Source organism: uncultured Sphingomonas sp. (assembly GCF_964244265.1).
GTDB lineage: Bacteria > Pseudomonadota > Alphaproteobacteria > Sphingomonadales > Sphingomonadaceae > Sphingomonas.
The window spans coordinates 139,510-161,040 of the sequence record NZ_CAXTHV010000001.1 but is presented as its reverse complement, the minus strand read 5'-3'; the positions used below and the strand labels follow the sequence as shown (position 1 = coordinate 161,040).

26 protein-coding genes and 2 tRNA genes are annotated in these 21,531 nt (G+C 66.6%); 10 read left to right on the top strand and 18 right to left on the bottom strand.

Features of this window, described 5'->3' with window-relative positions; genetic code table 11:
* Window positions 1–5 precede the first annotated feature (5 nt).
* From ACFE7K_RS00910 to aroA, 8 genes are all read right to left on the bottom strand, one after another.
* On the bottom strand, window positions 6–425 hold the full coding sequence (locus tag ACFE7K_RS00910) for a DUF4112 domain-containing protein (RefSeq protein WP_375396265.1): 420 nt from the start codon (window positions 423–425) through the stop codon (window positions 6–8).
* Window positions 426–433: 8 nt separating this feature from the next.
* Window positions 434–1,900: an ABC transporter substrate-binding protein gene (locus tag ACFE7K_RS00905; RefSeq protein WP_375396264.1), complete on the bottom strand. Its 1,467-nt coding sequence runs from the start codon at window positions 1,898–1,900 to the stop codon at window positions 434–436.
* A 58-nt stretch (window positions 1,901–1,958) separates the two neighbouring features.
* Window positions 1,959–2,032 (bottom strand) — tRNA-Ser (locus ACFE7K_RS00900).
* 623 nt (window positions 2,033–2,655) lie between these two features.
* Window positions 2,656–2,934, bottom strand: a complete 279-nt coding sequence (locus tag ACFE7K_RS00895; RefSeq protein WP_375396263.1) for an integration host factor subunit beta — start codon at window positions 2,932–2,934, stop codon at window positions 2,656–2,658.
* Between the two features lie 197 nt (window positions 2,935–3,131).
* Window positions 3,132–4,856, bottom strand: a complete 1,725-nt coding sequence (gene rpsA, locus ACFE7K_RS00890) for a 30S ribosomal protein S1 (protein WP_375396262.1) — start codon at window positions 4,854–4,856, stop codon at window positions 3,132–3,134.
* A 248-nt stretch (window positions 4,857–5,104) separates the two neighbouring features.
* A complete protein-coding gene (locus ACFE7K_RS00885; protein ID WP_375396261.1) occupies window positions 5,105–5,743 on the bottom strand; it encodes a (d)CMP kinase in 639 nt (212 codons plus the stop codon).
* Window positions 5,740–6,735, bottom strand: a complete 996-nt coding sequence (locus tag ACFE7K_RS00880; protein WP_375396260.1) for a proline iminopeptidase-family hydrolase — start codon at window positions 6,733–6,735, stop codon at window positions 5,740–5,742. Before ACFE7K_RS00880 ends, ACFE7K_RS00885 begins: the two co-directional genes overlap by 4 nt.
* Entirely contained in the window at window positions 6,729–8,063 is a 1,335-nt protein-coding gene (aroA, locus tag ACFE7K_RS00875; RefSeq protein ID WP_375396259.1) for a 3-phosphoshikimate 1-carboxyvinyltransferase, read from the bottom strand. The genes ACFE7K_RS00880 and aroA overlap by 7 nt, the downstream gene beginning before the upstream one ends.
* Before the next feature lie 99 nt (window positions 8,064–8,162).
* Between aroA and ACFE7K_RS00870 the strand changes: the two genes are divergently transcribed.
* From ACFE7K_RS00870 to ACFE7K_RS00860, 3 genes are all read left to right on the top strand, one after another.
* Window positions 8,163–8,477, top strand: a complete 315-nt coding sequence (locus ACFE7K_RS00870; RefSeq protein ID WP_375396258.1) for a TIGR02300 family protein — start codon at window positions 8,163–8,165, stop codon at window positions 8,475–8,477.
* A gap of 122 nt (window positions 8,478–8,599) precedes the next feature.
* Window positions 8,600–8,675 (top strand) — tRNA-Ala (locus ACFE7K_RS00865).
* A 153-nt stretch (window positions 8,676–8,828) separates the two neighbouring features.
* The gene (locus tag ACFE7K_RS00860) at window positions 8,829–8,993 is read left to right on the top strand and encodes a hypothetical protein (protein WP_375396257.1); all 165 of its coding nucleotides are present in this window, start codon (window positions 8,829–8,831) and stop codon (window positions 8,991–8,993) included.
* A gap of 5 nt (window positions 8,994–8,998) precedes the next feature.
* On the opposite strand, the gene ACFE7K_RS00855 is transcribed toward ACFE7K_RS00860, so the two are convergent.
* On the bottom strand, window positions 8,999–10,309 hold the full coding sequence (locus ACFE7K_RS00855; RefSeq protein WP_375396282.1) for an MFS transporter: 1,311 nt from the start codon (window positions 10,307–10,309) through the stop codon (window positions 8,999–9,001).
* A gap of 170 nt (window positions 10,310–10,479) precedes the next feature.
* Between ACFE7K_RS00855 and pgsA the strand changes: the two genes are divergently transcribed.
* From pgsA to ACFE7K_RS00840, 3 genes are read left to right on the top strand one after another with little or no spacing between them, the layout of a single operon-like run.
* Window positions 10,480–11,031, top strand: a complete 552-nt coding sequence (pgsA, locus tag ACFE7K_RS00850; RefSeq protein ID WP_375396256.1) for a CDP-diacylglycerol--glycerol-3-phosphate 3-phosphatidyltransferase — start codon at window positions 10,480–10,482, stop codon at window positions 11,029–11,031.
* Entirely contained in the window at window positions 11,031–11,288 is a 258-nt protein-coding gene (gene moaD, locus ACFE7K_RS00845) for a molybdopterin converting factor subunit 1 (protein ID WP_375396255.1), read from the top strand. Before pgsA ends, moaD begins: the two co-directional genes overlap by 1 nt.
* On the top strand, window positions 11,285–11,728 hold the full coding sequence (locus tag ACFE7K_RS00840; protein WP_375396254.1) for a molybdenum cofactor biosynthesis protein MoaE: 444 nt from the start codon (window positions 11,285–11,287) through the stop codon (window positions 11,726–11,728). The genes moaD and ACFE7K_RS00840 overlap by 4 nt, the downstream gene beginning before the upstream one ends.
* Here the strand turns inward: ACFE7K_RS00840 and ACFE7K_RS00835 are convergent.
* Entirely contained in the window at window positions 11,721–12,344 is a 624-nt protein-coding gene (locus ACFE7K_RS00835) for a fasciclin domain-containing protein (RefSeq protein WP_375396253.1), read from the bottom strand. The two genes, ACFE7K_RS00840 and ACFE7K_RS00835, sit on opposite strands and share 8 nt — an antisense overlap.
* A gap of 88 nt (window positions 12,345–12,432) precedes the next feature.
* Entirely contained in the window at window positions 12,433–13,332 is a 900-nt protein-coding gene (locus ACFE7K_RS00830) for a hydrogen peroxide-inducible genes activator (RefSeq protein WP_375396252.1), read from the bottom strand.
* A gap of 141 nt (window positions 13,333–13,473) precedes the next feature.
* Between ACFE7K_RS00830 and ACFE7K_RS00825 the strand changes: the two genes are divergently transcribed.
* The 4 genes from ACFE7K_RS00825 (at window position 13,474) to ACFE7K_RS00810 (ending at window position 15,777) form a co-directional block, all read left to right on the top strand.
* The gene (locus ACFE7K_RS00825) at window positions 13,474–14,019 is read left to right on the top strand and encodes a peroxiredoxin (RefSeq protein ID WP_375396251.1); all 546 of its coding nucleotides are present in this window, start codon (window positions 13,474–13,476) and stop codon (window positions 14,017–14,019) included.
* Between the two features lie 132 nt (window positions 14,020–14,151).
* A complete protein-coding gene (locus ACFE7K_RS00820; RefSeq protein WP_375396250.1) occupies window positions 14,152–14,673 on the top strand; it encodes a carboxymuconolactone decarboxylase family protein in 522 nt (173 codons plus the stop codon).
* An 85-nt stretch (window positions 14,674–14,758) separates the two neighbouring features.
* Complete coding sequence (epsC, locus tag ACFE7K_RS00815; protein ID WP_375396249.1) at window positions 14,759–15,433, top strand: serine O-acetyltransferase EpsC; 675 nt, start codon at window positions 14,759–14,761, stop codon at window positions 15,431–15,433.
* Window positions 15,433–15,777 carry a DUF2794 domain-containing protein gene (locus tag ACFE7K_RS00810; RefSeq protein WP_375396248.1) on the top strand — a complete coding sequence of 115 codons (345 nt, stop codon included), beginning with the start codon at window positions 15,433–15,435 and terminating at the stop codon, window positions 15,775–15,777. Before epsC ends, ACFE7K_RS00810 begins: the two co-directional genes overlap by 1 nt.
* A gap of 13 nt (window positions 15,778–15,790) precedes the next feature.
* On the opposite strand, the gene ACFE7K_RS00805 is transcribed toward ACFE7K_RS00810, so the two are convergent.
* The 7 genes from ACFE7K_RS00805 to pstC all read right to left on the bottom strand — a co-directional run bounded on the left by ACFE7K_RS00805 (window position 15,791) and on the right by pstC (window position 21,523).
* The gene (locus tag ACFE7K_RS00805) at window positions 15,791–16,192 is read right to left on the bottom strand and encodes a hypothetical protein (RefSeq protein WP_375396247.1); all 402 of its coding nucleotides are present in this window, start codon (window positions 16,190–16,192) and stop codon (window positions 15,791–15,793) included.
* A gap of 57 nt (window positions 16,193–16,249) precedes the next feature.
* Window positions 16,250–16,579, bottom strand: coding sequence for a hypothetical protein (locus ACFE7K_RS00800; protein WP_375396246.1), 330 nt, complete (start codon window positions 16,577–16,579; stop codon window positions 16,250–16,252).
* A gap of 91 nt (window positions 16,580–16,670) precedes the next feature.
* On the bottom strand, window positions 16,671–17,363 hold the full coding sequence (gene phoB / locus ACFE7K_RS00795; RefSeq protein WP_375396245.1) for a phosphate regulon transcriptional regulator PhoB: 693 nt from the start codon (window positions 17,361–17,363) through the stop codon (window positions 16,671–16,673).
* Between the two features lie 12 nt (window positions 17,364–17,375).
* Window positions 17,376–18,071 carry a phosphate signaling complex protein PhoU gene (gene phoU / locus ACFE7K_RS00790; RefSeq protein ID WP_375396244.1) on the bottom strand — a complete coding sequence of 232 codons (696 nt, stop codon included), beginning with the start codon at window positions 18,069–18,071 and terminating at the stop codon, window positions 17,376–17,378.
* Window positions 18,072–18,082: 11 nt separating this feature from the next.
* Complete coding sequence (pstB, locus tag ACFE7K_RS00785) at window positions 18,083–18,829, bottom strand: phosphate ABC transporter ATP-binding protein PstB (RefSeq protein ID WP_375396281.1); 747 nt, start codon at window positions 18,827–18,829, stop codon at window positions 18,083–18,085.
* Between the two features lie 26 nt (window positions 18,830–18,855).
* Window positions 18,856–20,154 (bottom strand): phosphate ABC transporter permease PstA, encoded by a 1,299-nt coding sequence (gene pstA / locus ACFE7K_RS00780; RefSeq protein WP_375396243.1) that lies wholly within the window; start codon window positions 20,152–20,154, stop codon window positions 18,856–18,858.
* On the bottom strand, window positions 20,147–21,523 hold the full coding sequence (gene pstC, locus ACFE7K_RS00775; protein WP_375396242.1) for a phosphate ABC transporter permease subunit PstC: 1,377 nt from the start codon (window positions 21,521–21,523) through the stop codon (window positions 20,147–20,149). The genes pstA and pstC overlap by 8 nt, the downstream gene beginning before the upstream one ends.
* Window positions 21,524–21,531 lie beyond the last annotated feature (8 nt).

Genomic DNA, 21,531 nt, shown 5'->3' with positions numbered 1-21,531 from the left:
GCGGTTCAGCCTTCGATCACCGCGGTCGCCGGGTGGTGCTTGTCGAGATGCCGCTTGATGATCTTCAGGTTGCGCGTGTTCGACCGGAACAGGAAGTCGGGAATGGCGCCGATCCACGGGATCAGCCCCAGGCCGAAGTCGATGCCGACATTGCCGAACATGCGCGCCATCTGACCCTTGCTCATGCCCAGGTTGCGGGCTTCCCAGACCATATAGGCGCCCATCGCCGCACCGACCGCGTCGCCGATGCCGGGAATTAGGTCCAGGATCACGTCGAGCCCCACCTTGCGGTTGGTGCCGGGAATGCGGAACAGCCCTTCGAGCAGATGCTCCATGGTCTCGATGCGGCGGCGGACCGAGGCGGCGTCGGCGCCCAGCGGGACGGCGGCAAGGCCGAGCGGGGGCAGGGGAGAGGTATTGGCCATGTCCGCCCTTATCTGGTGTCGGCTCGAAGCCTGTTCAACGGATGCCACGCGCGCGGGTTCCCCTGCCAGGCGTCGAGCCGCGGCGCGACCAGCGACCAGCGCAGCGGCTGGGCGATCGGGATGAAGGCGACGTCGCCGGTCAGCACCGCATCGGCCTCGGCGATATCGCGCGCCCGGTCGGCCATGGTCGGCGCCTCGCGCGCGGCATCCAGCGCGGCCATGGCCTGGGGACTGCAGGCCTGGCATGCCGTCGCCAGATACCAGCGCGCGCTGTCGTAGGGCGCGACCGCGTCGATCAGGCGCAGGTCGGCCGGTGCGGTCCACGCGACGCGTACGACACCGATCCCCAGCAGCCGCCACCGTGCGGCGAGGTGCGCGAACAGCAATGTGCCGCCCGGGCCGGCCGGCAATGCCAGCCGCAGGATGATCGGCCCGGGATGGGCGCCGCGCCACGCCGCCACCTGCTGCCGCGCGGCGGTCAGCGCATCGGCGCCCGACAGCGTCGACCAGGAGGCAATGCCGGGCGCCGCCGCCGAATCGAGCTGGTCGGGCAGGAGCCGGGTCGCCGCCGGCCAGTCCGGCCGGAACGCGGCAAGCAGCGCCGCGCGATCAATCGTCCCCGCAATCGCCGCGCGTCCCGCAACAGCCTCGAGCAACCCCGCGCGATTGACCACCGCCAGGCCGAACAGCCCGGGGGCGGGGTCCAGCCGGATATTGGCCGATGCCATCCCGGCGGCCGCCAGCAACGGCCATTCGTCGAAGCCGCCGCCGAGGACCAGATCCGCTCTGCGCTGCCGGAAACGGGTGATCGCGCGCGCGGCACGTTCGCCGATCAGCGCGATGTCCTGGTCGGCGCCCGGCTCTCCTGTTTCCTCGTCGGGCGACCGTCCCGGGTCGAATGCCGGGCGCAACGCGACGGTGTTGGTTGAGAGGCCGAGGACGCGGAACGGCCCGCTGCCGATTGCCGGCGCCGGGCGCAGGATCGCCAGCTCGGGCTGCGCGAACAGTTTCAGCAGGTCGGGGCGCGGCCGGGCGAGGTCGATCTCGATCACGCGCGGCGTCATCTCCTTGATCTCGCCGATCGCGCTGAGAAAGGGTTTCAGCGGGTTCTTCGAACGACCGTCGATCGCGCGGCGCAATATCTTGACGACGTCGCCCGCGGTCACCGGCTTGCCGTCCGCCCATTCGGCTTCGCGCAGGCGAAAGATATAGCTGCGGCCCTGATCGATGACGATCCAGCGCTCGGCCAGGCCCGGCTCGATCTGGCCGGCGGCATCGAACTGGACCAGCCCCTGCGCGGTTGCTGTGATCAGCAGGCGTTGCGCGCTGTCCAGCGGGCGGCGGTCGACGTCGCCATAGCCCGGTGGGCCGCCGATCGCGCTGACGATCACCGCGCGCTTGTCCAGCCGCCGGTCGCATCCGCTCGTGGTCAGCGCCAGCAAAGGGAGACAGGCGATAAGGGCGCGCGGCGGCATGGCCCGCCTTCTGTCAGAACGCCGCGGACGACGCCATGTGCCAATGGTGCCGGGCGCTTGGTGCGGACGGCGGGACTCGAACCCGCCTGCCCGGATGTCCGGCCGCGCCGCTCCGGCCGCGCCTTCGTCCACCTCGCCGATCCGACACCCACGAACCGACGTATCCGAACGGCAGCTCGTGATACTCGACGGCATTCGTTACAGCGCGCCCTCAGCGCGTTTCAGACAGTCTCTCACACAGCCTTCCTTTTATGGCTTAAGGGAGTGGTGCGGGCGGGGGGACTCGAACCCCCACAGGCCTTGCGGCCCTACGGATTTTCATACCCGCCACGGCTTTCGCCGCCGCCCTAGGGCGTTCGGGGTCTGGACTATCCCTTCGCCTTGCCCCGTTGCGGGGGTTAGGCGCTGCCCGTCTAGTCTCTACACCTTCCCGCGAACGGGCTTGGCTCGGGATTACCATTTAACAGGCTTCCCCGAATTTGAGCAGTTCTACGTCGCGGATTTCCCCGCGCGCACTCAAGTCGTTCAAGTCCGGTGCGTCTACCAATTTCGCCACGCCCGCACACCGCCGCCCAGCATAAGCGGGTGGCGAGTCTAGGCCAAGGACGATGTGCGATCTGTACGCAGGTTCTGTGTCACTGGCTCGGCGTAGAGCGCTTTTTTTGGCGGACGACACATGTTGATCTATGGATTTCGCCACGTCCGCCGCATTGCCCACGAAGCGCAGGGGCGCGCGAGCGTCAAGTGCGAAGCGGTCAGACGTTGAGGCGCAGGCGCATTTCCTTGCCCGGCTTGAAATAGGGCACCCGCTTGGCGACAACGTCGACGATTTCGCCGGTGCGGGGGTTGCGGCCGGTGCGGGCGTCGCGCGCGCGGGTCGAAAAGGCGCCGAAACCGCGCAGTTCGACTCGGCCGTCGGCCGCCAGCCGCCGCGAGATTTCATCGAAGAACGTGGTCACGATCGCCTCGATGTCTCGCAGCGAGAGATCGGGATTCTGTTCGGCAAGTTCCTGAATAAGCTCCGACCGGATCATCGCAAAACGTCTCCCCAAACGACACGTGGCCGGCAAGCCGGCCGTCATTTCCTCTCCTGCCGGTCTTGTCCGCGGCGATCCTCTATCGAGAGACCGCCATAAGGGCAAACCCGGACGGTCGATAGGACGATTCGCTGCCGGCGCTGTGCCAGTTCGAGCAGCGTGCGGGGCGGCCGGCGCCGGCCGCCCCGGCGGCCTTACTTCTTGTCGCGGGCCTTCAGCGCCTCGCCCAGGATGTCGCCCAGCGACGCACCCGAATCGGACGATCCGTATTGCGCGACGGCCTGCTTCTCCTCGGAGATCTGCATCGCCTTGATCGAGAAGGTGGGCTTTTTCGAGCGGTCGAAGCCGGTGACCATGGCGTCGAACTTCTGGCCGACCTGGAAGCGCTCGGGACGCTGTTCGTCGCGGTCGCGGCCCAGATCGGTGCGCTTGATGAAGCCGGTCGCGCCGTCCTCGCCGACCTGTACTTCGAGGCCGGTATCGCGCACTTCGAGGACCGAGACGGTGACGATCGCATTCTTGTTGAGCCGATCACCACCCGCCGCGGCGCCGCCGGACGCCGGGCCCGCCGCCGAAGGACCGCCACGCTCCAACTGCTTCATGCCGAGCGAGATACGTTCCTTTTCGGCGTCGATGTCGAGCACGATGGCCGATACCGTCTCGCCCTTGCGATGCAGGTTGAGCGCGTCCTCGCCCGAAATGCCCCAGGCGATGTCGGACATGTGGACCATGCCGTCGACGTCACCGTCCAGCCCGATGAACAGGCCGAATTCGGTGGCGTTCTTGACCTCGCCCTCGACCGTCGAGCCGACCGGGTGCTCCTCGGCAAACTTCTCCCACGGATTGGCCTGCGCCTGCTTGAGGCCCAGCGAGATGCGGCGCTTGTCCTGATCGACCTCGAGCACGACGACGTCGACTTCCTGGCTGGTCGACACGATCTTGCCGGGATGAACGTTCTTCTTGGTCCAGCTCATCTCGCTGACATGGACCAGGCCCTCAATGCCCGGCTCCAGTTCGACGAACGCCCCATATTCGGTGATGTTGGTGACGCGTCCCGACAGTTTCGCCCCGATATGGTATTTGACGCTGGCGCCGTCCCACGGATCGCTTTCGAGCTGCTTCATGCCCAGCGAGATACGCTGCGTGTCCTTGTTGATGCGGATGATCTGGACGCGCACGGTATCGCCGATGTTGATCACTTCGCTCGGATGCCCGACGCGCTTGTAGCTCAGGTCGGTGACGTGGAGCAGGCCGTCAATGCCGCCCAGGTCGACGAATGCACCATAATCGGTGATGTTCTTGACCACGCCGTCGATGATCTGCCCCTCAGCAAGGCTGAGGATTAGGCCAGAGCGTTGTTCGGCACGGGTTTCCTCGAGCACGGCGCGGCGCGACACGACGATGTTGCCGCGCTTGCGGTCCATCTTCAGGATCTGGAACGGCTGCGGGATGTCCATCAGCGGCTGGACGTCGCGGATCGGCCGGATGTCGACCTGGCTGCCGGGCAGGAACGCCACGGCGCCATCGAGGTCTACCGTGAAGCCGCCCTTGACGCGGCCGAAGATGACGCCCTCGACGCGTGCCGATTGGGTGAATTCGGTTTCCAGCTTGTCCCAGGCGGCTTCGCGGCGGGCACGGTCGCGCGATAGCATCGCTTCGCCATGGACGTTCTCGACACGGTCGACGAACACCTCGACCTCGTCGCCGACCGCCAGCGTGGCCTTTTGGCCCGGCGCGGCGAATTCGCGCAGCGGCACGCGGCCTTCGGATTTCAGGCCGACGTCGATGACGGCCATGTCGTTCTCGATGCCGGTCACGGTGCCCTTGACGACGCGGCCCTCAAAGCCGTCTGCGCTGCCCAGGGTCTCTTCGAGCAGGGCCGCGAAATCCTCGCGGGTGGGGTTTGCCAGGCTGGCCATAAAAGCTGCGGTTCCTAATCAGACGTTTCCGGCCAGCCGGTTGTATCCGGCGGTCTTGGGCCGATGTGCCGCGATGGCCGGATGCCCTTCGCGACACCGGCAATTAACGATCATGGAGGTTGCGCCAAAGCGAAAAAGGCGCAGGAGGGAAACCTCCGCGCCACCCCCCACGAGCACCTGTCTCGCCGGATGCGGGCGCGCTAGCCGAGGAACACCGGAAAAGCAAGCTGTCGGCTGGCGATGACGCGCTATCCGGCGGGCAGGCGATGGGCGCGGCGGTGGTCGACCAGCTCGATCGCCTTCTGCACCGACGCGTCGATCGACAGGAAGCTGGTGTCGAGCAGGATCGCGTCGGCCGCCATCACCAAAGGCGCGGTGCTGCGGCCGGTGTCGCGCAGGTCGCGGGCGCGGATGTCGGCGAGCACGCGGTCGAGGCTGATCGTCGATCCGCGCGCGCGCAGTTCGGCATGGCGGCGCTTGGCACGGATAGTGGGCGTGGCGCGGACGAACAGCTTCACCTGGGCGTTCGGCGCGATCACCGTGCCGATGTCGCGCCCGTCGAGCACCGCGCCGCCGGGCCGTGCGGCAAAGCGCTTCTGGCGGTGGAGCAAGGCGGCACGGACCAGCGGATGCGCCGAGACGATCGAGGCGAGCCGGCCGATTTCGTCCGATCGCAACGCCTCGTCATCGAGCAGGCTGTCGGGAAATTTGCTCGCCGCGACGGCATCGGCCTCACGCTCCGGGTTCAGCTCCTCGCGCGATACGTTATGGGCGATCGCGCGATAGAGCAGTCCGGTGTCGAGGTGCGGCAGGCCGTAATGGCGGGCAAGCGCGCGGGCGACGGTGCCCTTGCCCGACGCCGCCGGACCATCCACGGCGATGATCATGCCGCGTCCTTGCGACGTAGCCAGCCGCGCAGCAGCGCAATTGTTTCCTCGGGACGGTCGGTGAAGATGCCGTGCGCGGCGCCGGGAATCGTCGCCAGTTCCGCCCCGGCCACGCGCGCGGCGAAGGCGGCGAGCGTCTGCGGACGCGCCTCGTCATACTGGCCGCCGACGAACAGCGTGCGTGCGCCATCCAGCCGGGCCAGCAACGGCTCGCCATCGTAACCGCGCAGCGAGCCGGTCGCGACGAATTCGCTGTCGCCCCACATTGCGCGGTAGAGCGTCGCGTTGAAGCCAGGCCCTGCATTGTCATGATAATAAGCGATCATGCCGTCGCTGTCCGTCTCTCGCCCGTTGAACGCGGCGTAGAAGGCGTTGGTTGCCGCCTCGCACGTCGCCGGGCGGGGGCTGGGCAGGGGCTCGCACCGGGCGATCTCGCCGGCGATGGCGGGCGGCAGTTCGCCGAGCCGGACCCGCGCGTCGGCCAGCCAGTTTGCGGTCGATACCAACGGGCTTGCAAGGATCAGGCTCGACAGCCCGGCGGCACCCCGCGCTCCGTATTCGAGCGCGATCGTCCCGCCCCAGCTGTGGCCCAATACGTGCCAGCGGGTAATGCCGAGCGCGGCGCGGATCGCCGCGACCTCGTCGACGAAGCGGCCGACCCGCCAGTTGGCCGGCTTCATCGGCCGCTCCGACCGCCCTGAATCGAGCTGGTCATAAAGGATCACCGCGCGCTCGTCGGCCAGCGCCAGCGCATCCAGATAGGCGGCGTGCGTCCCCCCCGGGCCGCCGTGGATCAGGACGATGGGCGCGCGGGGTCCGGCCAGGTCGCCATTCACCCGCACATAGACCCTGCCGCCGGGGACCGGCACCATCGCCTCGCGATCGGGCGCCGGATAGCTCGCCGGTCCGCGGGCCCGGGCCGGGCGCGGCAGGCCGGCAAGCGCCAGGCTCGCCAGTCCGCCGCCGATCAGCAGGCGGCGATCGATCAGCATGCCGCGCCGCCCAGCCGCGCCAGCGTTGCGAAGAAATCGGGATAGCTCGTCGCGACCGGCGCGGCATCGTCGATCGTCACCGCCGCCCTGGCGTGGAGCCCGGCGACCGTCATTGCCATTGCGATGCGATGGTCGAGATGCGTCGCGACGGTGGCGCCCCCGGCAATCGCCTCGCCCCCTGAGCCGGTTACCGCCAGACCGTCCGCAAATTCCTCCACCGTCACGCCGCATTTGCCCAGCGCCGCCGCCATCGTCGCGATCCGGTCCGATTCCTTGACGCGCAATTCCTGCGCGCCGCGCGCGACGCTGCGCCCGGCGGCGAAGGCGGCGGCGACGAACAACGCCGGATATTCGTCGATCATGCTCGGCGCGAGTTCGGGCGGCACGTCGACCGCGGTCAGGCTGGCGTGGCGGACGAGCAGGTCGGCGACCGGCTCGCCGCCGACGCTGCGCGGGTCGCATTCGGTGATGTCGGCGCCCATCATCCTGAGCGCGGTGAACAGGCCGGCGCGGGTCGGGTTGAGCCCGACATTGCGGATCGTCAGCGCGGCGCCGGGGACGATCGACGCCGCCACCGCCCAGAATGCCGCCGAGGACGGATCGCCGGGGACGACGATATGCTGCGGCTTCAGCTCGGCCTCGCCGGTGATCGCGATGAGGCGCCCGCGATCGGTCTCCTCGATCGCGATTTCCGCGCCGAAGCCGGTGAGCATCCGCTCGCTATGGTCGCGCGTCGCGACCGGCTCGATCACGCGGGTGATTCCGGGCGTGTTTAGCCCCGCCAGCAGGATCGCCGACTTGACCTGGGCCGAGGCGACCGGGAGCATATATCTGATCGGCACCCCCGGACACCCCCCCCCCACCATCATCGGCAGGCGACTGCCCGGGCTGGCGGTGATGTCGGCCCCCATCAGCGACAGCGGATCGATGATGCGGCCCATCGGCCGGCGGGACAGCGAAGCGTCGCCGATAAACGTCGCGTGAATCGGATGGCTGGCGACGAGCCCGGCCAGCAGCCGCGTCGAGGTCCCCGAATTGCCCATGTCGAGCGCGCCCGGCGGCTGCAGCAGGCCGCCGACCCCCACGCCGCGGATGCGCCAGGTCCCGTCGTCGCCGCGCTCGATCATCGCCCCCATCGCGCGCAGCGCGGCGGCGGTGGCCAGCACGTCGTCACCCTCCAGCAGGCCCGATATGCTGCTTTCGCCGACCGCCAGGCTCGCCAGCACAAGCGCGCGATGGCTGATCGACTTGTCGCCGGGCACCGAAACAGTCCCCGAAAGCGTACGCGCCGGGGCGATCTGAAGCGGTTTGGCGGCCTGATACGACATGGATGCGGCGCTTTGACAGCCGCCCTGCGCTATGGCAAGGCGCACCCCACTTTGCCGGCCATCCCGGCAACCCAAGCGAAATCGAAAGGTATCTACGGCATGGTTGAGCCGGAATGGGGCACGAAACGCACGTGTCCGAAATGCGCGACGCGTTTCTATGACCTGACCAAGGACGATCCGGTCACGTGCATCAATTGCGGCGCCGCGTGGCAGCCCGAACCGATCCTCAAGTCGAAGCAGCCGATGCCGTTCGAGGTGGTCAAGGCCGCCAAGCCGGAGAAGTCCGACAGCGACCTGGAAGGCGAAGACCTGGATATCGGCGAGGAAGAGGAACCCTCTGCCGATGATGAGGTCGATCTGGGCGGTGACGACGACCTGGGGGTCGCGACCAAGGACGATGACGACGAACATTGATCGGACATCGAGAGTGACCGGGTTCAGGATGATCGGATGTTCAGGATGACCGGCGGCGGAGGGTAAACCGCTCCGCTTGCCAAAGGCGCGCCGCTTGGTTTAGGGCGCCTTTCCGGACGGATGGGGCCGTAGCTCAGCTGGGAGAGCGCTGCAATGGCATTGCAGAGGTCAGGGGTTCGATCCCCCTCGGCTCCACCACCCTTGCCGACCATTGTTTGTCCGATTGCGGTAATGGCGCGCTGAGGCGCGTCGGGCGTTAACCGCGTCTGCTGTGCTTTGTCTCCCGCCGGGACGGCGGTTAACTATTCTTTGCGCTGGCCGGAAGCGTAAACGGCGCGTTAACCTGCGGCCATGGATCAGCTTACCAGCACAACCGTTCGCGGCCCCGGCCATCCCCTGCGGCGGCGCGTGGCTGCCTTTGCTGAGCCTTCCCGGCGTTCGGACGAGACCGACCTGAAGCTGTTCGCGCTCAGCTTCACGGCCTTTTTCATCTGCATCTACACGTTGATCTGCTGAGGCGCTCAGTCACAGGCGCGGTGCAGCTTTTGCGCCAGCCACGCCGATATCGGGCACATCGCCGCGACGACGAACAGCATGTTGGCCGGCGATATGCCGACCCCGGACAGAATCTGGACGACCACGGCGCCGATCGTCATCGCGCCCGAATTGACGACATTGTTGGCCGCGACCGTGCGTGCCGTCTGATCCTTGCTGACGGTTGTCGTCAGAAAGGCGTAGAGCGGCACGACGAACATTCCGCCCGTAATGGCGATGCCGATGAGCGACAGTGCGATGAGGATCGAGCGCGGCATCTCGAAGAAGCTGATCCAGTCGTACAGCCCGCCGCCGGGAGGCGCAGGCCAGGCGCGCACCAACAGCGAGAAGGCGATCACGAAACCACCCATCGCCAATACGGAGGCCGGCGCATAGCGCGCCGACGTCTGTCCCTTGAGCAGCGCGTTGATCACGACCGACCCGACCGCCACGCCCACCGAGAACAGCGCGATCATGATTGTCGACACGTGCTTGTCGGCGGTCAGCGCGTTCTTTGCCAGCGGGGGGAAGATGATGATCAGCACCGCGCCCATCGTCCAGAAGAAGCTGATCGCGCAGATCGCCAGGAACAGCCGGCGGATATGCATGGTCCCGCTGACCAGTCGCCACGACGACGTGATCGGGTTGTAGTTGATGACCAGCTTGGGTCCCGCACGCGGCGCCGGCGGCACGCGCAGCGCCACTACCCACCCGACCAATGCGACAATTATCACGACGGCCGCGGCGGCCTGCACCGCAAGGAAACCCGCGAGCACCGTTCCCATCAAGATGGCCAGGTAGGTCGCGGCCTCGACCAGCCCGGTGCCGCCCAGCACTTCCTCGGGCTCCAAATGCTGTGGCAGGATCGCATATTTGATGGGGCCGAAAAACGCCGAATGCACGCCAAGGCACAAGGTCGCGCCCAGCATCATGCCCATGCCCGCGCTTTTGGCCAGACCGATGTCGTCGATCACGCCCCAGCGCGCGACCATGATGCCCGCCGCCCCCAGCAGCATGATGCCGATCTCCGCCGTCTTGACGATGCGGATGATCCTGGCCTTGTCGTTGGTATCGGCCAATTGCCCGGACAGCGCCGACAGCAGAAAGAACGGGAGCACCCCAAGCGCGGTGGCCAGCGCGTTGAAATTCTGTTCCACGCGGGCGTCGTTGAAAATCTGGTAGGTCGCGAACAGCACCATGCTGGTCTTGAACAGATTGTCGTTGAAGGCGCCCAGGAACTGCGTGACGAACAGCGGCAGGAAATGGCGCTCCTTCAACAACCCGAGCGCATTCAGCATGTGGAGAGTGTGCCCGATCGTGAAAGGAAGCACCGCATAGCCGAGCGCGGGGGCAATCGACAATCCTAAAGGATTTCGCCGGCGGGTACCCGGACGGCGGGGAATCGTGGCGCCGGCCTCGACAATCACGACCGTTGCGGGAACCGGGCACGGCCCCTAGGGCACCATCAATGTGGACGTTGCCCAATCTGTTGACGTTGTCGCGGATCGTCGCGGTGCCGCTGCTTGTCGCGTCTCTATGGTGGCCCGGCTGGCCGGCCGGCTATGCGATTGCGTTCGCTCTATATTGCCTGATGGGCGTGACCGACTATTTCGATGGCTATCTCGCCCGCGCCCAGGGTACGGTATCGAAGCTCGGCGTGTTCCTTGATCCGATTGCCGACAAGATCATGATCGCCGCGGTGATCCTGATGCTGGTGGGGACGCACGACATTGGCGGCATCCACCTGATCGCCGCGCTGATCATCCTGCTGCGCGAGATCGCGGTGTCGGGACTGCGCGAATTCCTGGCCCAATTGCAGGTTTCGGTGCCGGTGTCGCAGCTCGCGAAGTGGAAGACGACGTTGCAGCTGATGGCGCTCGGCGCGCTGATCCTGGCCGGCGCGCTCCCCGCGCTGGCATGGGTCCATTCGGTGGGGCTGGCGGCGTTGTGGGGCGCCGCGATGCTGACGCTGGTTACCGGCTGGGACTATCTGCGCGTCGGCCTGAAGCATATGGACTGATGGCGCTCGACATCCTCTATTTCGCGTGGGTGCGCGAAGGCATCGGCATGGGAGCGGAGCGGGTCGACCCGCCGCCCGGTGTGGTCACCGTGGCCGATCTGATCGCCTGGCTGGCGACGCGGGGACCAGGCCATGCCGCGATGCTGGCCGAGCCGGGTAGGCTGCGCGCGGCGACCAATCAGATATTTGTTTCTCTGGACACGCCGCTGGGCGCCGCCCGCGAGGTGGCGATCTTTCCTCCGGTAACGGGCGGATGATCCGCATCCTGGTGAGCGGGGCCGAGATCGACGTCGGCAGGGAACAGGCGGCGATCGAGCTTGGCGGGGCGGGGGCCGTAGCCATTTTCACCGGCCTGGTACGTGCCGACGGCGACGTGCGCGAGCTGTTCCTCGAACATTATCCCGGGGCGACGGAGGCGGCGCTGGAACGGCTCGCTCGCGACGCCATCGAACGCTGGTCGCTGACCGGCGCGGCCATTGTCCATCGCGTCGGGACGATGCGGCCGGGGGAGCGGATCGTGTTCGTCGGCGCTGCCGCACCGCATCGTGCCGCGGCGCTGGAGGCCTGCGCCTTCCTGATCGATCGGCTGAAGACCGACGCGCCGTTCTGGAAGCGCGAGGCGCGGGACGGCGGCCCCCGCTGGGTCGACGCGCGCGACGAAGACCGTCGCGCCGCCGACCGCTGGCGGGTTAGTTGAGCTTTGGCAGCAGCACGCCGTTGACGACGTGGACGATGCCGTTCGACTGGCGGACGTCGGGTGTCTCAAGATAGCTGATATTGCCGTTCACGTCGGTCAGCGTGACGACGTCCGCCCCGGTGATCGTCACCTTCAGCGGCTCGCCCTCGACCGTGGTCAGCGTGGCGGTGCCGCCGCCGGTCGCGATCTTCGCCTTGAGATCGGCAAAGGTGATCGTGCCGGACACGACGTGATAGGTCAGCACCTTGGTGAGCGCCGCCTTGTTCTCGGGCTTCAGCAGCTGATCGACCGTACCCGGCGCGAGACGCGAAAAGGCAGGATCGGTCGGCGCGAACACCGTGAACGGGCCGGGGCCGGACAGCGTCTCGACCAGTCCCGCCGCGGTCACCGCCTTCACCAGCGTGGTCAGGTTGGGCGCGGCGCCGGCATTGGCGACGATCGTCTTGGTCGCATCCATCGCCGCGCCGCCGACCGTGGGATTGGGCACGTCGGATGCGGCGGGCGTGGCAATTGGGGCAGGTGCCGCGCTGGACGCCGGCTTGTCCTGCGCCATCGCCACGCCGCCAGCGGCAAGGGCGCCGGCGAGGGCCAGGAAGGGGATCGAGATTGGCTTCATCGTCTTCTCCGGATTATCTGGTTCTGGGGCACCGCATAAACGGGCGCCGCCACCGGATAGATACGATCCACGATCGAAACGGTTGCGGTCAGCGGGCTTCGGCAAGAACGTCGGCGAGCAGCTGAAAGTCGCGCTCGCGGGGGCTGGCGCGCCGCCACACCAAGGCGATCGTGCGCTCGGCGTGATTGGCGGCGAGCGGCCGCGCTGAAATATCGGTGTTGTTCAGAATGCCTGAATCCACGGCCATCTGGGGCAGCATGGTGACGCCCAGTCCGTTATCGACCATCTGGACGATCGTGTGGAGCGACGTGCCCAGCATCATCGCCTCGGCGCGCAGCTCGGGGCGGTTGCAGGCGGCCAGCGCATGATCCTTGAGGCAATGGCCGTCCTCCAGCAACAGCAGCCGGTTCTCGTCGATTTCGTCGGCGTGGATCGTGCTCGGCGGGTCAGGCAGCTCGGCATTCGAAAAGGCGACATACAGCCGGTCGCCGAATAACGCCCGGGCGGTAACCTCGCCACACGCGTAAGGTAATGCCAGCAGCACGCAGTCGGTACGACCGTGATGCAATCCCTCACAGGCGGCACCCGACGGCTCCTCGCGCAGATAAAGCCGCAGGTCCGAATAATCGCGGCGCAGCCGGGGCAGGATGCGGGGCAGCATGAACGGGGCGATCGTCGGGATGACGCTCATCCGCATCTCGCCCGACAGCGGTCGCCCCGCCGCGCGCGCCATGTCGCCCAGTTCCTCGGCTTCGCGTAGGACGCGGCGCGCCTTGTCGGCGATCCGATCCCCCAGGGGAGTGAAGCGCACGACGCGGCGCGTGCGCTCGACCAGCGTCACGCCGATCAGTGTCTCAAGCTCCCTGATGCCTGCCGACATGGTGGATTGCGTCACGAAACAGGTCTCGGCGGCGCGGCCGAAATGACCGTGGTCCTTCAGCGCCACAAGATATTGCAGCTGCTTCAAGGTCGGCAGGTACGTTGCCATTCATCGTCCCAGTCAATCAACGGCGGGTAAATAACCCATTGGATTGGTGAATTGCCAGGCATATATGTGCGTTGCAGCAAGGCGGCGTTCGACGCCGCCCATTGTTATCGTCACCGTTTCAAAGACCGGAGTTTATCAATCATGCTGACCGTTGGAGACAAGTTTCCCGATCTCGCCGTTGCAGTGCAGCAAGGAATCGATGCTCTGCCGGCCGGGGAGACGCTGAACGTCGTCACCGCCTTTCCCGGCAAGTGGAAGATCGTGTTCTACTGGCCCAAGGACTTCACCTTCGTCTGCCCGACCGAAATCGTCGGCTATGCCGGCCTGAAGGGTGATTTCGAGGACCGCGATGCGGTGCTGATCGGCGCGTCGACCGACACCAGCCACGTCCACCTGGCATGGCGCAAGTCCGACCCCGATCTCGCGGCGGCCGACTTTCCGTGGATCGCCGACAACGGCGCCAAGCTCGCCTCTGCGCTGGGCATCGTGGATGGCGAGGAAAACGTCGCTTATCGCGCGACGTTTACGGTCGATCCGGACGGCGTCATCCAGGCGGTGCAGGTCAACGGGCTGAACGTGGGGCGCAATCCGGCGGAAACGCTGCGCGTGCTCGATGCGCTCCAGACCGACGAACTGTGCCCGTGCAACTGGAACAAGGGCGACGACGTCCTCAAGATCGCGGCGTGATCTTCGCCGGCTGAATGGTTGCGGCCTCAGCGCCGCGCCCCGGCGCGGGGCCTGGTCCCCTTGGTCCCGCGCCATCGTATCCCGGCCACCCCGGCTCTCGCCGGGGTGGCCGCTTGTCTGAAAAGGATCACCATGTCGCTCAAGGACTTCGCTCAGTCGCTTCCCGATTTCGCCAAGGACATCCGGCTGAACGTAAGCTCGCTGCTCAACGAGACATCGCTGGGGGATCTACGCAAATACGGGCTCGCTTTGTGCTGCGCGCATGCCTCGGGCTACAAGCCGCTGGTCGACGCCGCGGAGGCCGAGGTTCAGGGCAAGCTGTCGCCGGAAGCCGCCAATGCGGCGCGCGGGGCAGCGGCGGTCATGGCGATGAACAACGTCTATTACCGATTCACGCACCTTGCCGGGAACAAGGAATATCGCAACATGCCGGCCAAGCTGCGCATGAACCTGATCGGCCAGCCGGGTATAGATCACGCCGACTTCGAATTGTTCAGCCTGGCGGTAAGCGCGATGAACGGGTGCGGCATGTGCATCGATTCACATGAGCAGGTCTTGAAGAAGGCGGGCGTGACGGCGCAGGCGATCCAGGACGCGGTCCGCTGGGGCGCGGTGATGACCGCGGTGGCGACGGTTCACGCCGCGACCGCCTGATCTGGCGGCTGTGCGCGGGCGGGACGATGCTGGCAATCGCCGACATGAACCCCTAGATAGCGGCGATCGCTGAAGGGGACGCGCGATGCTGCGTGGAATGACGGCCTATCTCGATTCGATCCGGGCCCGCGATCCCGCTCCGCGATCGCTCGCGGAGATTCTGTTTTATCCGGGTGTCTGGGCACTCGGGTTTCATCGCGTCGCCAACAAGCTCTATCGGTCGAGATGGTTTTTCCTGGCGCGGCTGGTCAACCATTATGCGCGGTTCCTGACCGCCATCGATATCCATCCGGGCGCCACTATCGGCCGGTTCTTCTTCATCGACCATGGTTTCACCGTGATCGGCGAAACCGCCGAAATCGGCGACAACGTCACGATCTATCAATGCGTGACACTGGGCGGCACCAGCCCCGACAAGGGTATTGCCGGCAAGCGGCATCCGACGTTGATGGACAATGTCATCATCGGTTCGGGCGCGCAGGTGCTGGGGCCGATCACCGTCCGCCCCGGCGCGCGGATCGGCGCCAATGCGGTGGTTACCAAGGATGTACCCGAGGGTGCGGTGATGGTGGGTATCCCGGCGCGTCCGATCATGGTCGAAGGACGCGACCAAAGCTTTTTGGCTTACGGCACGCCGTGCAGCGAGGCGTTCGACCCGGCGACGCAGAAGGTCGAGCTGCTCCGCTGTGAGGTGGAGACGCTGCGCAAGCGGCTGGATGCATTGCTCGAGGAACATGAGCCGGAGCGCGACCGCGCCTGATGGGCAGCATCACGCCGTTTCCGCTGCCCGGCGGGCGGCCGACGCAGATCGGCTTCGATCGTCTCGAACTTACCCGTATCCTCGATCTCTACGGCCGCATGGTCGCCGCAGGCCTTTGGCGCGATTATGCGATCGAGCTGGGACGGGACGCCGCCGTGTTCGCGGCATTCAGGCGGGCGGCCGAGCATCCCGAACTGCGGATCGAGAAGCGCCCCGTATTGCGGACGCGACAGGGCATCTGGGCGCTGGTCAACGAGCACGGCGCGGTGATGAAGCGCGGCCATGACCTGGGACCGGTGCTGGCCCCGATCGAGCGGCGGCTGTTGAAGCTGGTCGTGGACTGATCGCTATGCCGGGTCAGCGCGGGTCGCGATCCCCCGGCGTCAGCGCGCGCCAGGCCAGGATAACGATCGCGGCCAACACGATTACCAGCGCCGCCAGCATCAGGCTGGCCCCCGGCCCGATGGTGTTCGACAGCCATACCCAGTCGCTTTCGACGGTCAGGCTGTCATTGCCTTTGCCGCCGGAGACCAGCACGCCCTTGCCGCCATTGCCGATGACGGTGACCTTGTCGTCGCCGTCGCCGCCTTCGAACACGATCGGGAACGTTGTGCTCGGTAAGGTCCAAGCACCCCCCTTGCCGATTGTCTTGATATAGGCAGCGTCCGGCGGACAGTCCGCCGGCCGTTCCTTGGGCTTGGGCGGTCCGCCGGACCTGGCCATCAGCGAACAATGTTCGGACAGGGGCTCATCGGGCATGATGGGCGGATCGCAAATCGGTGTTAACGATCCCCCAACAACCCGCGGAAAATCAGTTCATTTGGGGCTGCCGCGCTCCATGCATTTGTCATATTGCCCTTTCTTGCAGATCGGGTAGCTGGCCAGCGGTGCCGGCGCGGGCGATGCCGGGTCGACCGAGGGGGACGGCAACGCGGTTGCGGTCGTCGGGGGCGCGGCCGGATCGGACATCGGCGCGGGCGACGCCATCGGTACGGCAGCCGGCGGCGCCATCGGCGCGGGTGGGATCGCGCCCGGGCCCGGCGCGGGTGCCGGCATGTCCTGCGGCATCGGCGCCGGAGCCGGCGTGTCCTGGGCGATGGCGGGGATCGCGACCAGGGCCAGTGCCGTTGCGATGATCAGTTTCATTTCACTCTCCTCGACGATATGCCTTGAAGGTCAAACGTCCCAATCCGTTCCCGGGTCCATCGTTTCGCCCCCGATTCAAGGGCGTTCGTCGTCAGTTGCCGGTATCGAGCGCATAACCGGCCGAGCGCACGGTCCGGATCAGGTCCGGCCGGTCGCCATGGTTGATCGCCTTGCGCAGGCGGCGGATATGGACGTCAACCGTGCGCGACTCGATTTCCGAATCATGTCCCCATACGGCATCGAGCAGGCGTTCGCGGGAGAATACCCATCCGGGATGTTCCAGGAAGTGCTTGAGCAGCCGGAATTCGGTCGGCCCCAGCGGCACGACATTGCCGCCGCGGCGAACTTTGTGGCCGACCGTGTCCATCTCGATATCGGCATAGATCAGCTGCTCGCCCGCCAGCCCGGGGCGAACGCGACGCAGCACGGCGCCGACCCTGGCGACGAGTTCGCGCGGCGAGAACGGCTTGGTCACGTAATCGTCGGCACCCGTCTCCAGCCCGCGTACGCGATCCTCTTCCTCGCCCCGCGCGGTCAGCATGATGATCGGCACGTTTGCGGTCTCCGGCATGCGTCGCAGCCGGCGGCACACCTCGATCCCGCTCAACCCCTCGACCATCCAGTCGAGCAGGACGATGTCGGGCGTCGCCTCCTTGACGAGCAGCAGCGCTTCTTCCCCGTCCGGTGTCTGCGTGATGTCGAAATCCTCGCGACGGAAATGCCATACCAGCAATTCGGCTAGCGCAGCATCATCCTCGACCAGCAGCATCTTGGCGCGCGCCATCGTTTCCTCCGTTCAGCCGATGTAATTCTTGCCGCGGTCACGCTCCGCCATCTTCGTGCCGGTCGCGGCGAAATAGACCATTTCGGCGACATTGGTGGCGTGATCGCCGATCCGTTCCAGGTTCTTGGCGACGAACAGCAGGTGCGCGACCTGGGTGATGGTCTTCGGATTCTCGACCATGAAGGTGACGAGCGTGCGAAAGATGCTGTCGTAGAAATCGTCGAGCGTGCGGTCGCGCTCGCACACCGCGACCGCCCCTTGCGCATCGCGCGCGGCAAAGGCGTCGAGCACGTCATGGACCATCTCGGATGCCAGCTTGGCCATTGCCGGCAGGACCGAAATCGGCTCGATCGTGATCTCGCTTTCGATCATCGGCACGCGCTTGGCGATGTTCTTGGCGTAATCGCCCATCCGCTCGACCACGGCGGCGATCTTCAGCGCAGCAATGATCTCGCGAAGGTCGTCGGCCATCGGCGCCCGCAACGCGATGACCGTTACCGCCATGCGTTCGACTTCGGCCTCGATCCGGTCGATCTCCTTGTCGGCGCGGCGCACCTGCTGCGCCAGGTCCAGGTCGTTGCGCTGCAACGCCTGCATCGCGTCGACGATCGCCTGTTCCGCCAGCCCGCCCATCTGCGAGATGAGCGCGCGGATCTGGCCGATGTCGTGATCGAACGCCTTGACGGTATGCTCGTGGCCGGTGGACATGTCGCGGTTCCTCAGCCGTAGCGGCCGGTGATGTAATCCTTGGTCCGCACTTCGCGGGGATTGGTGAAGATGTCCGACGTCTCGCCATATTCGACGAGGCTGCCGAGGTGGAAGAACGCGGTCCGCTGGGACACGCGCGCGGCTTGCTGCATGTTGTGGGTGACGATGACGATCGCGTAGCGACCCTTGATCTCGGCGATCAGCTCCTCGATCTTGGCGGTCGCAATCGGGTCCAGCGCAGAGCATGGCTCGTCCATCAGGATCACTTCGGGATCGACCGCGATCGCACGCGCGATGCACAGCCGCTGCTGCTGCCCCCCCGACAAGGCGGTGCCGGTGTCGCTCAGCCGGTCCTTGACCTCTTCCCACAGCCCTGCGCGTCGCAACGACTGTTCGACGACCTGGTCCATCTCGGCCTTGGACGAGGCCAGGCCATGAATGCGCGGGCCATAGGCCACGTTCTCATAGATCGACTTGGGGAACGGATTTGGCTTCTGGAACACCATGCCGACCCGCGCGCGCAACTGGACGACGTCCATCGCGGGCGCATAGATGTCCTCGCCATCCAGCGCGATCTCGCCTTCGACGCGGGCCGAGGGGATCGTGTCGTTCATCCGGTTGAGCGTCCGCAGGAAGGTCGACTTGCCACAGCCCGACGGACCAATGAGCGCGGTCACCTTGTCCTGGTTGACGTCGATCGAGACTTGATCGAGCGCCTGCTTGGCGCCGTAGAAGACGCTGACATTGCGCGCGGTCATCTTGTACGGGGCAGGGCGGGGGCCGGTCACCAGCGCGTCTCGAAACGGTTGCGGAAATAGATGGCGATGCCGTTCATCGCCAGCAGGAACACCAGCAGCACGATGATCGCGGCACTGGTCTTTTCGACGAACCCCTGGCTGATCTCGTCGGACCAGAGGAAGATCTGTACCGGCAGCACCGTCGCCGGATCGGTCAGCCGGTCGGGCGGGGTAACGATGAACGCGCGCATGCCGATCATCAGCAGCGGCGCGGTCTCGCCCAGGGCGCGCGCCATGCCGATGATCGTGCCAGTCAGGATGCCGGGCAATGCCAGCGGCAGGACGTGATCGAACACCACCTGCACCGGGCTGGCGCCCAGCGCCAGCGCGGCGTCGCGGATCGACGGCGGCACCGCCTTGATCGCATTCCTGCCGACGATGACGATGACCGGCATCGTCATCAATGCCAGCGTCAGCCCGCCGACGATCGCCGCCGATCGTGGCAGGTGAAAGATGTTGAGGAATACCGCCAGGCCAAGCAGGCCGAAGATGATCGACGGCACCGCGGCCAGATTGTTGATCGATACCTCGATCAAATCGGTCCATCGATTGCGGGGGGCATATTCCTCCAGGTAGAGCGCCGACAACACGCCGACCGGGAAGGCGATGAGCAACGTCACCGCCATCGTCAGCAGCGATCCCTTGAGCGCGCCCCAGATGCCGACGATCGTCGGGTCGGTCGAATCCGCCATCGTCAGGAACCCGGAATTGAATCGCGTGACCAGCCGGCCGCCCTGGCGCAGGCGCGCTACAGTCGCTTCGTCGGTTGGCGTGCCGTTCGCCTTGGCCGCGACATCCAGACCGGTCGCCGCCGGCAGCCACAGCAATGCCTTGCGCCTCACCAGCCCCGGATCGGCCTTAAGCGCGCTGCGCGCCGCCGCGGCCGCGCCATCGGAGAAATAGGCCGTGCCCCCCGCGCCGAAGGCGACCGTCGCGGCTTGATCGACGACGCTGTCGATATCGGCACCGGCCAGCACGAGGTCGGCGCCGGGACCCGTCAGCCGCTGCGGCGTCAGGCCCAGCCCGCTTGCCGGGAAGTCGATCGGCAAAGCGATCTCGGTTCGGGTGAAGCCGCGCGCGCCGTTGCCGACCATCGTCGCCAGCAGGAACACCAGGAAACCGACCGACATCGCCACCGCCAGCAATCCGATCAACCGGAACCGGCGCTCTGCGGCGTAACGGCGGCGGATCCGGTGCTGCATCGATGTCGTGCGCCAGTCGGTCGGCGCGCGATTGGCGGGCTGGGCGCTGGTCACCGGCACGCCGGCTACAATCGTGTCACTCATAGGTTTCGCGATACCGTTTCACCACAGTCAGCGCGATGACGTTGAGCAACAGGGTGACGACGAACAGCGTCAGGCCGAGTGCATAGGCGGCCAGCGTCTTGGGGCTGTCGAACGCGGCCTCGCCGGTCAGCAGGTCGACGATCTGCTTGGTGACGGTCGTCGCGCTGGCAAAGGGATCGAGGCTGATCGTCGCCGCGCCCGACGCCGCCATCACCACGATCATCGTCTCGCCGATCGCCCGGCTGATCGCCAGCAACACCCCGCCGACCACGCCCGGGAGCGCGGCGGGGAACAGCACGCGGCGGATCGTCTCGCTGCTGGTCGCGCCCATCGCCAGGCTGCCGTCGCGCATCGCAGCGGGGACGGCTGCCAGGGCATCGTCGGCCATCGACGAGACGAACGGGATGATCATCACGCCCATCACCAGCCCGGCGGCCAGCGCGCTTTCCGATGTCGCCGACTGAACGCCGATCGCGACGCCCAGCCGGCGCACCGCCGGCCCCACCGTCAGCGCGGCGAAATAGCCGTAAACGACGGTTGGCACCCCGGCCAGGATCTCCAGCGTGGGCTTGGCCCAGCGACGCAGCCGGGGACTGGCATATTGCGTCAGGTAGATCGCACTCATCAACCCGAAAGGAATGGCGACCAGCATCGCGATCACCGCGCCGATGAAGAACGTGCCCCAGAACAGCGGCACCGCGCCCAGCGTCGCGCCGGGGCGGGTGGGGTCGATCAGCTGCGGGCTCCAGTGCGTGCCGAACAGGAAATCGGTCGCGGGCACCATCCCGAAGAACCGCGCGCTTTCGACCAGCAGCGAGGCGACGATGCCCAACGTCGTCACCACCGCGATCAACGATGCGGTGAGCAAGGCCGCCATGACCACGCGTTCCAGCCGGGTGCGCGCGTTGAACCCCGGCCGGATGCGTGTAAATGCATAAATACCGCCCGCCACCGCCAGCAGCAGCGCCATCGCCGCGCCGATCCAGTCGTAGCGGCGTTGCGCATCGGCATAAGCGGGCGCCAGCATTGCCGCCAGCGGGGTCATGGCCGTCGTTCGCCGACCGGCACCGATTGCCCGCGCCTCGGACAGGATCGACGCACGGGCAAAGCCCGGCGAGGGCAATTGCGCCGCCGCGGGGCTCGCCAGCACCTCGTTGGTCACCATCGCCGGCGTCACCGCGCCCCAGACCAGCAGCAGCAGCAGGGGCGGCAGGATGGTCCACAGCGCGCTGAACCAGGCATGGTGCGACGGCAGCGAAGAGAATCGCCGGGTCGACACGCGCCGGAACGCGGCGGCACGCGCGCGCGCGGTCAACCATCCGATCAGGCCGAGACCGGCGACGAGGAACAACAAAGCAGGGGTCGACAACGGACTGG

Excerpts from the sequence above, each read along its gene's own strand:
- ACFE7K_RS00910 (WP_375396265.1), bottom strand. The coding sequence starts at position 425 with ATGGCCAATACCTCTCCCCTGCCCCCGCTCGGCCTTGCCGCCGTCCCG.
- ACFE7K_RS00905 (WP_375396264.1), bottom strand. The coding sequence starts at position 1,900 with ATGCCGCCGCGCGCCCTTATCGCCTGTCTCCCTTTGCTGGCGCTGACC.
- ACFE7K_RS00895 (WP_375396263.1), bottom strand. The coding sequence starts at position 2,934 with ATGATCCGGTCGGAGCTTATTCAGGAACTTGCCGAACAGAATCCCGAT.
- rpsA (WP_375396262.1), bottom strand. The coding sequence starts at position 4,856 with ATGGCCAGCCTGGCAAACCCCACCCGCGAGGATTTCGCGGCCCTGCTC.
- ACFE7K_RS00885 (WP_375396261.1), bottom strand. The coding sequence starts at position 5,743 with ATGATCATCGCCGTGGATGGTCCGGCGGCGTCGGGCAAGGGCACCGTC.
- ACFE7K_RS00880 (WP_375396260.1), bottom strand. The coding sequence starts at position 6,735 with ATGCTGATCGATCGCCGCCTGCTGATCGGCGGCGGACTGGCGAGCCTG.
- aroA (WP_375396259.1), bottom strand. The coding sequence starts at position 8,063 with ATGTCGTATCAGGCCGCCAAACCGCTTCAGATCGCCCCGGCGCGTACG.
- ACFE7K_RS00870 (WP_375396258.1), top strand. The coding sequence starts at position 8,163 with ATGGTTGAGCCGGAATGGGGCACGAAACGCACGTGTCCGAAATGCGCG.
- ACFE7K_RS00860 (WP_375396257.1), top strand. The coding sequence starts at position 8,829 with ATGGATCAGCTTACCAGCACAACCGTTCGCGGCCCCGGCCATCCCCTG.
- ACFE7K_RS00855 (WP_375396282.1), bottom strand. The coding sequence starts at position 10,309 with ATGCTGAATGCGCTCGGGTTGTTGAAGGAGCGCCATTTCCTGCCGCTG.
- pgsA (WP_375396256.1), top strand. The coding sequence starts at position 10,480 with ATGTGGACGTTGCCCAATCTGTTGACGTTGTCGCGGATCGTCGCGGTG.
- moaD (WP_375396255.1), top strand. The coding sequence starts at position 11,031 with ATGGCGCTCGACATCCTCTATTTCGCGTGGGTGCGCGAAGGCATCGGC.
- ACFE7K_RS00840 (WP_375396254.1), top strand. The coding sequence starts at position 11,285 with ATGATCCGCATCCTGGTGAGCGGGGCCGAGATCGACGTCGGCAGGGAA.
- ACFE7K_RS00835 (WP_375396253.1), bottom strand. The coding sequence starts at position 12,344 with ATGAAGCCAATCTCGATCCCCTTCCTGGCCCTCGCCGGCGCCCTTGCC.
- ACFE7K_RS00830 (WP_375396252.1), bottom strand. The coding sequence starts at position 13,332 with ATGGCAACGTACCTGCCGACCTTGAAGCAGCTGCAATATCTTGTGGCG.
- ACFE7K_RS00825 (WP_375396251.1), top strand. The coding sequence starts at position 13,474 with ATGCTGACCGTTGGAGACAAGTTTCCCGATCTCGCCGTTGCAGTGCAG.
- ACFE7K_RS00820 (WP_375396250.1), top strand. The coding sequence starts at position 14,152 with ATGTCGCTCAAGGACTTCGCTCAGTCGCTTCCCGATTTCGCCAAGGAC.
- epsC (WP_375396249.1), top strand. The coding sequence starts at position 14,759 with ATGCTGCGTGGAATGACGGCCTATCTCGATTCGATCCGGGCCCGCGAT.
- ACFE7K_RS00810 (WP_375396248.1), top strand. The coding sequence starts at position 15,433 with ATGGGCAGCATCACGCCGTTTCCGCTGCCCGGCGGGCGGCCGACGCAG.
- ACFE7K_RS00805 (WP_375396247.1), bottom strand. The coding sequence starts at position 16,192 with ATGCCCGATGAGCCCCTGTCCGAACATTGTTCGCTGATGGCCAGGTCC.
- ACFE7K_RS00800 (WP_375396246.1), bottom strand. The coding sequence starts at position 16,579 with ATGAAACTGATCATCGCAACGGCACTGGCCCTGGTCGCGATCCCCGCC.
- phoB (WP_375396245.1), bottom strand. The coding sequence starts at position 17,363 with ATGGCGCGCGCCAAGATGCTGCTGGTCGAGGATGATGCTGCGCTAGCC.
- phoU (WP_375396244.1), bottom strand. The coding sequence starts at position 18,071 with ATGTCCACCGGCCACGAGCATACCGTCAAGGCGTTCGATCACGACATC.
- pstB (WP_375396281.1), bottom strand. The coding sequence starts at position 18,829 with ATGACCGCGCGCAATGTCAGCGTCTTCTACGGCGCCAAGCAGGCGCTC.
- pstA (WP_375396243.1), bottom strand. The coding sequence starts at position 20,154 with ATGAGTGACACGATTGTAGCCGGCGTGCCGGTGACCAGCGCCCAGCCC.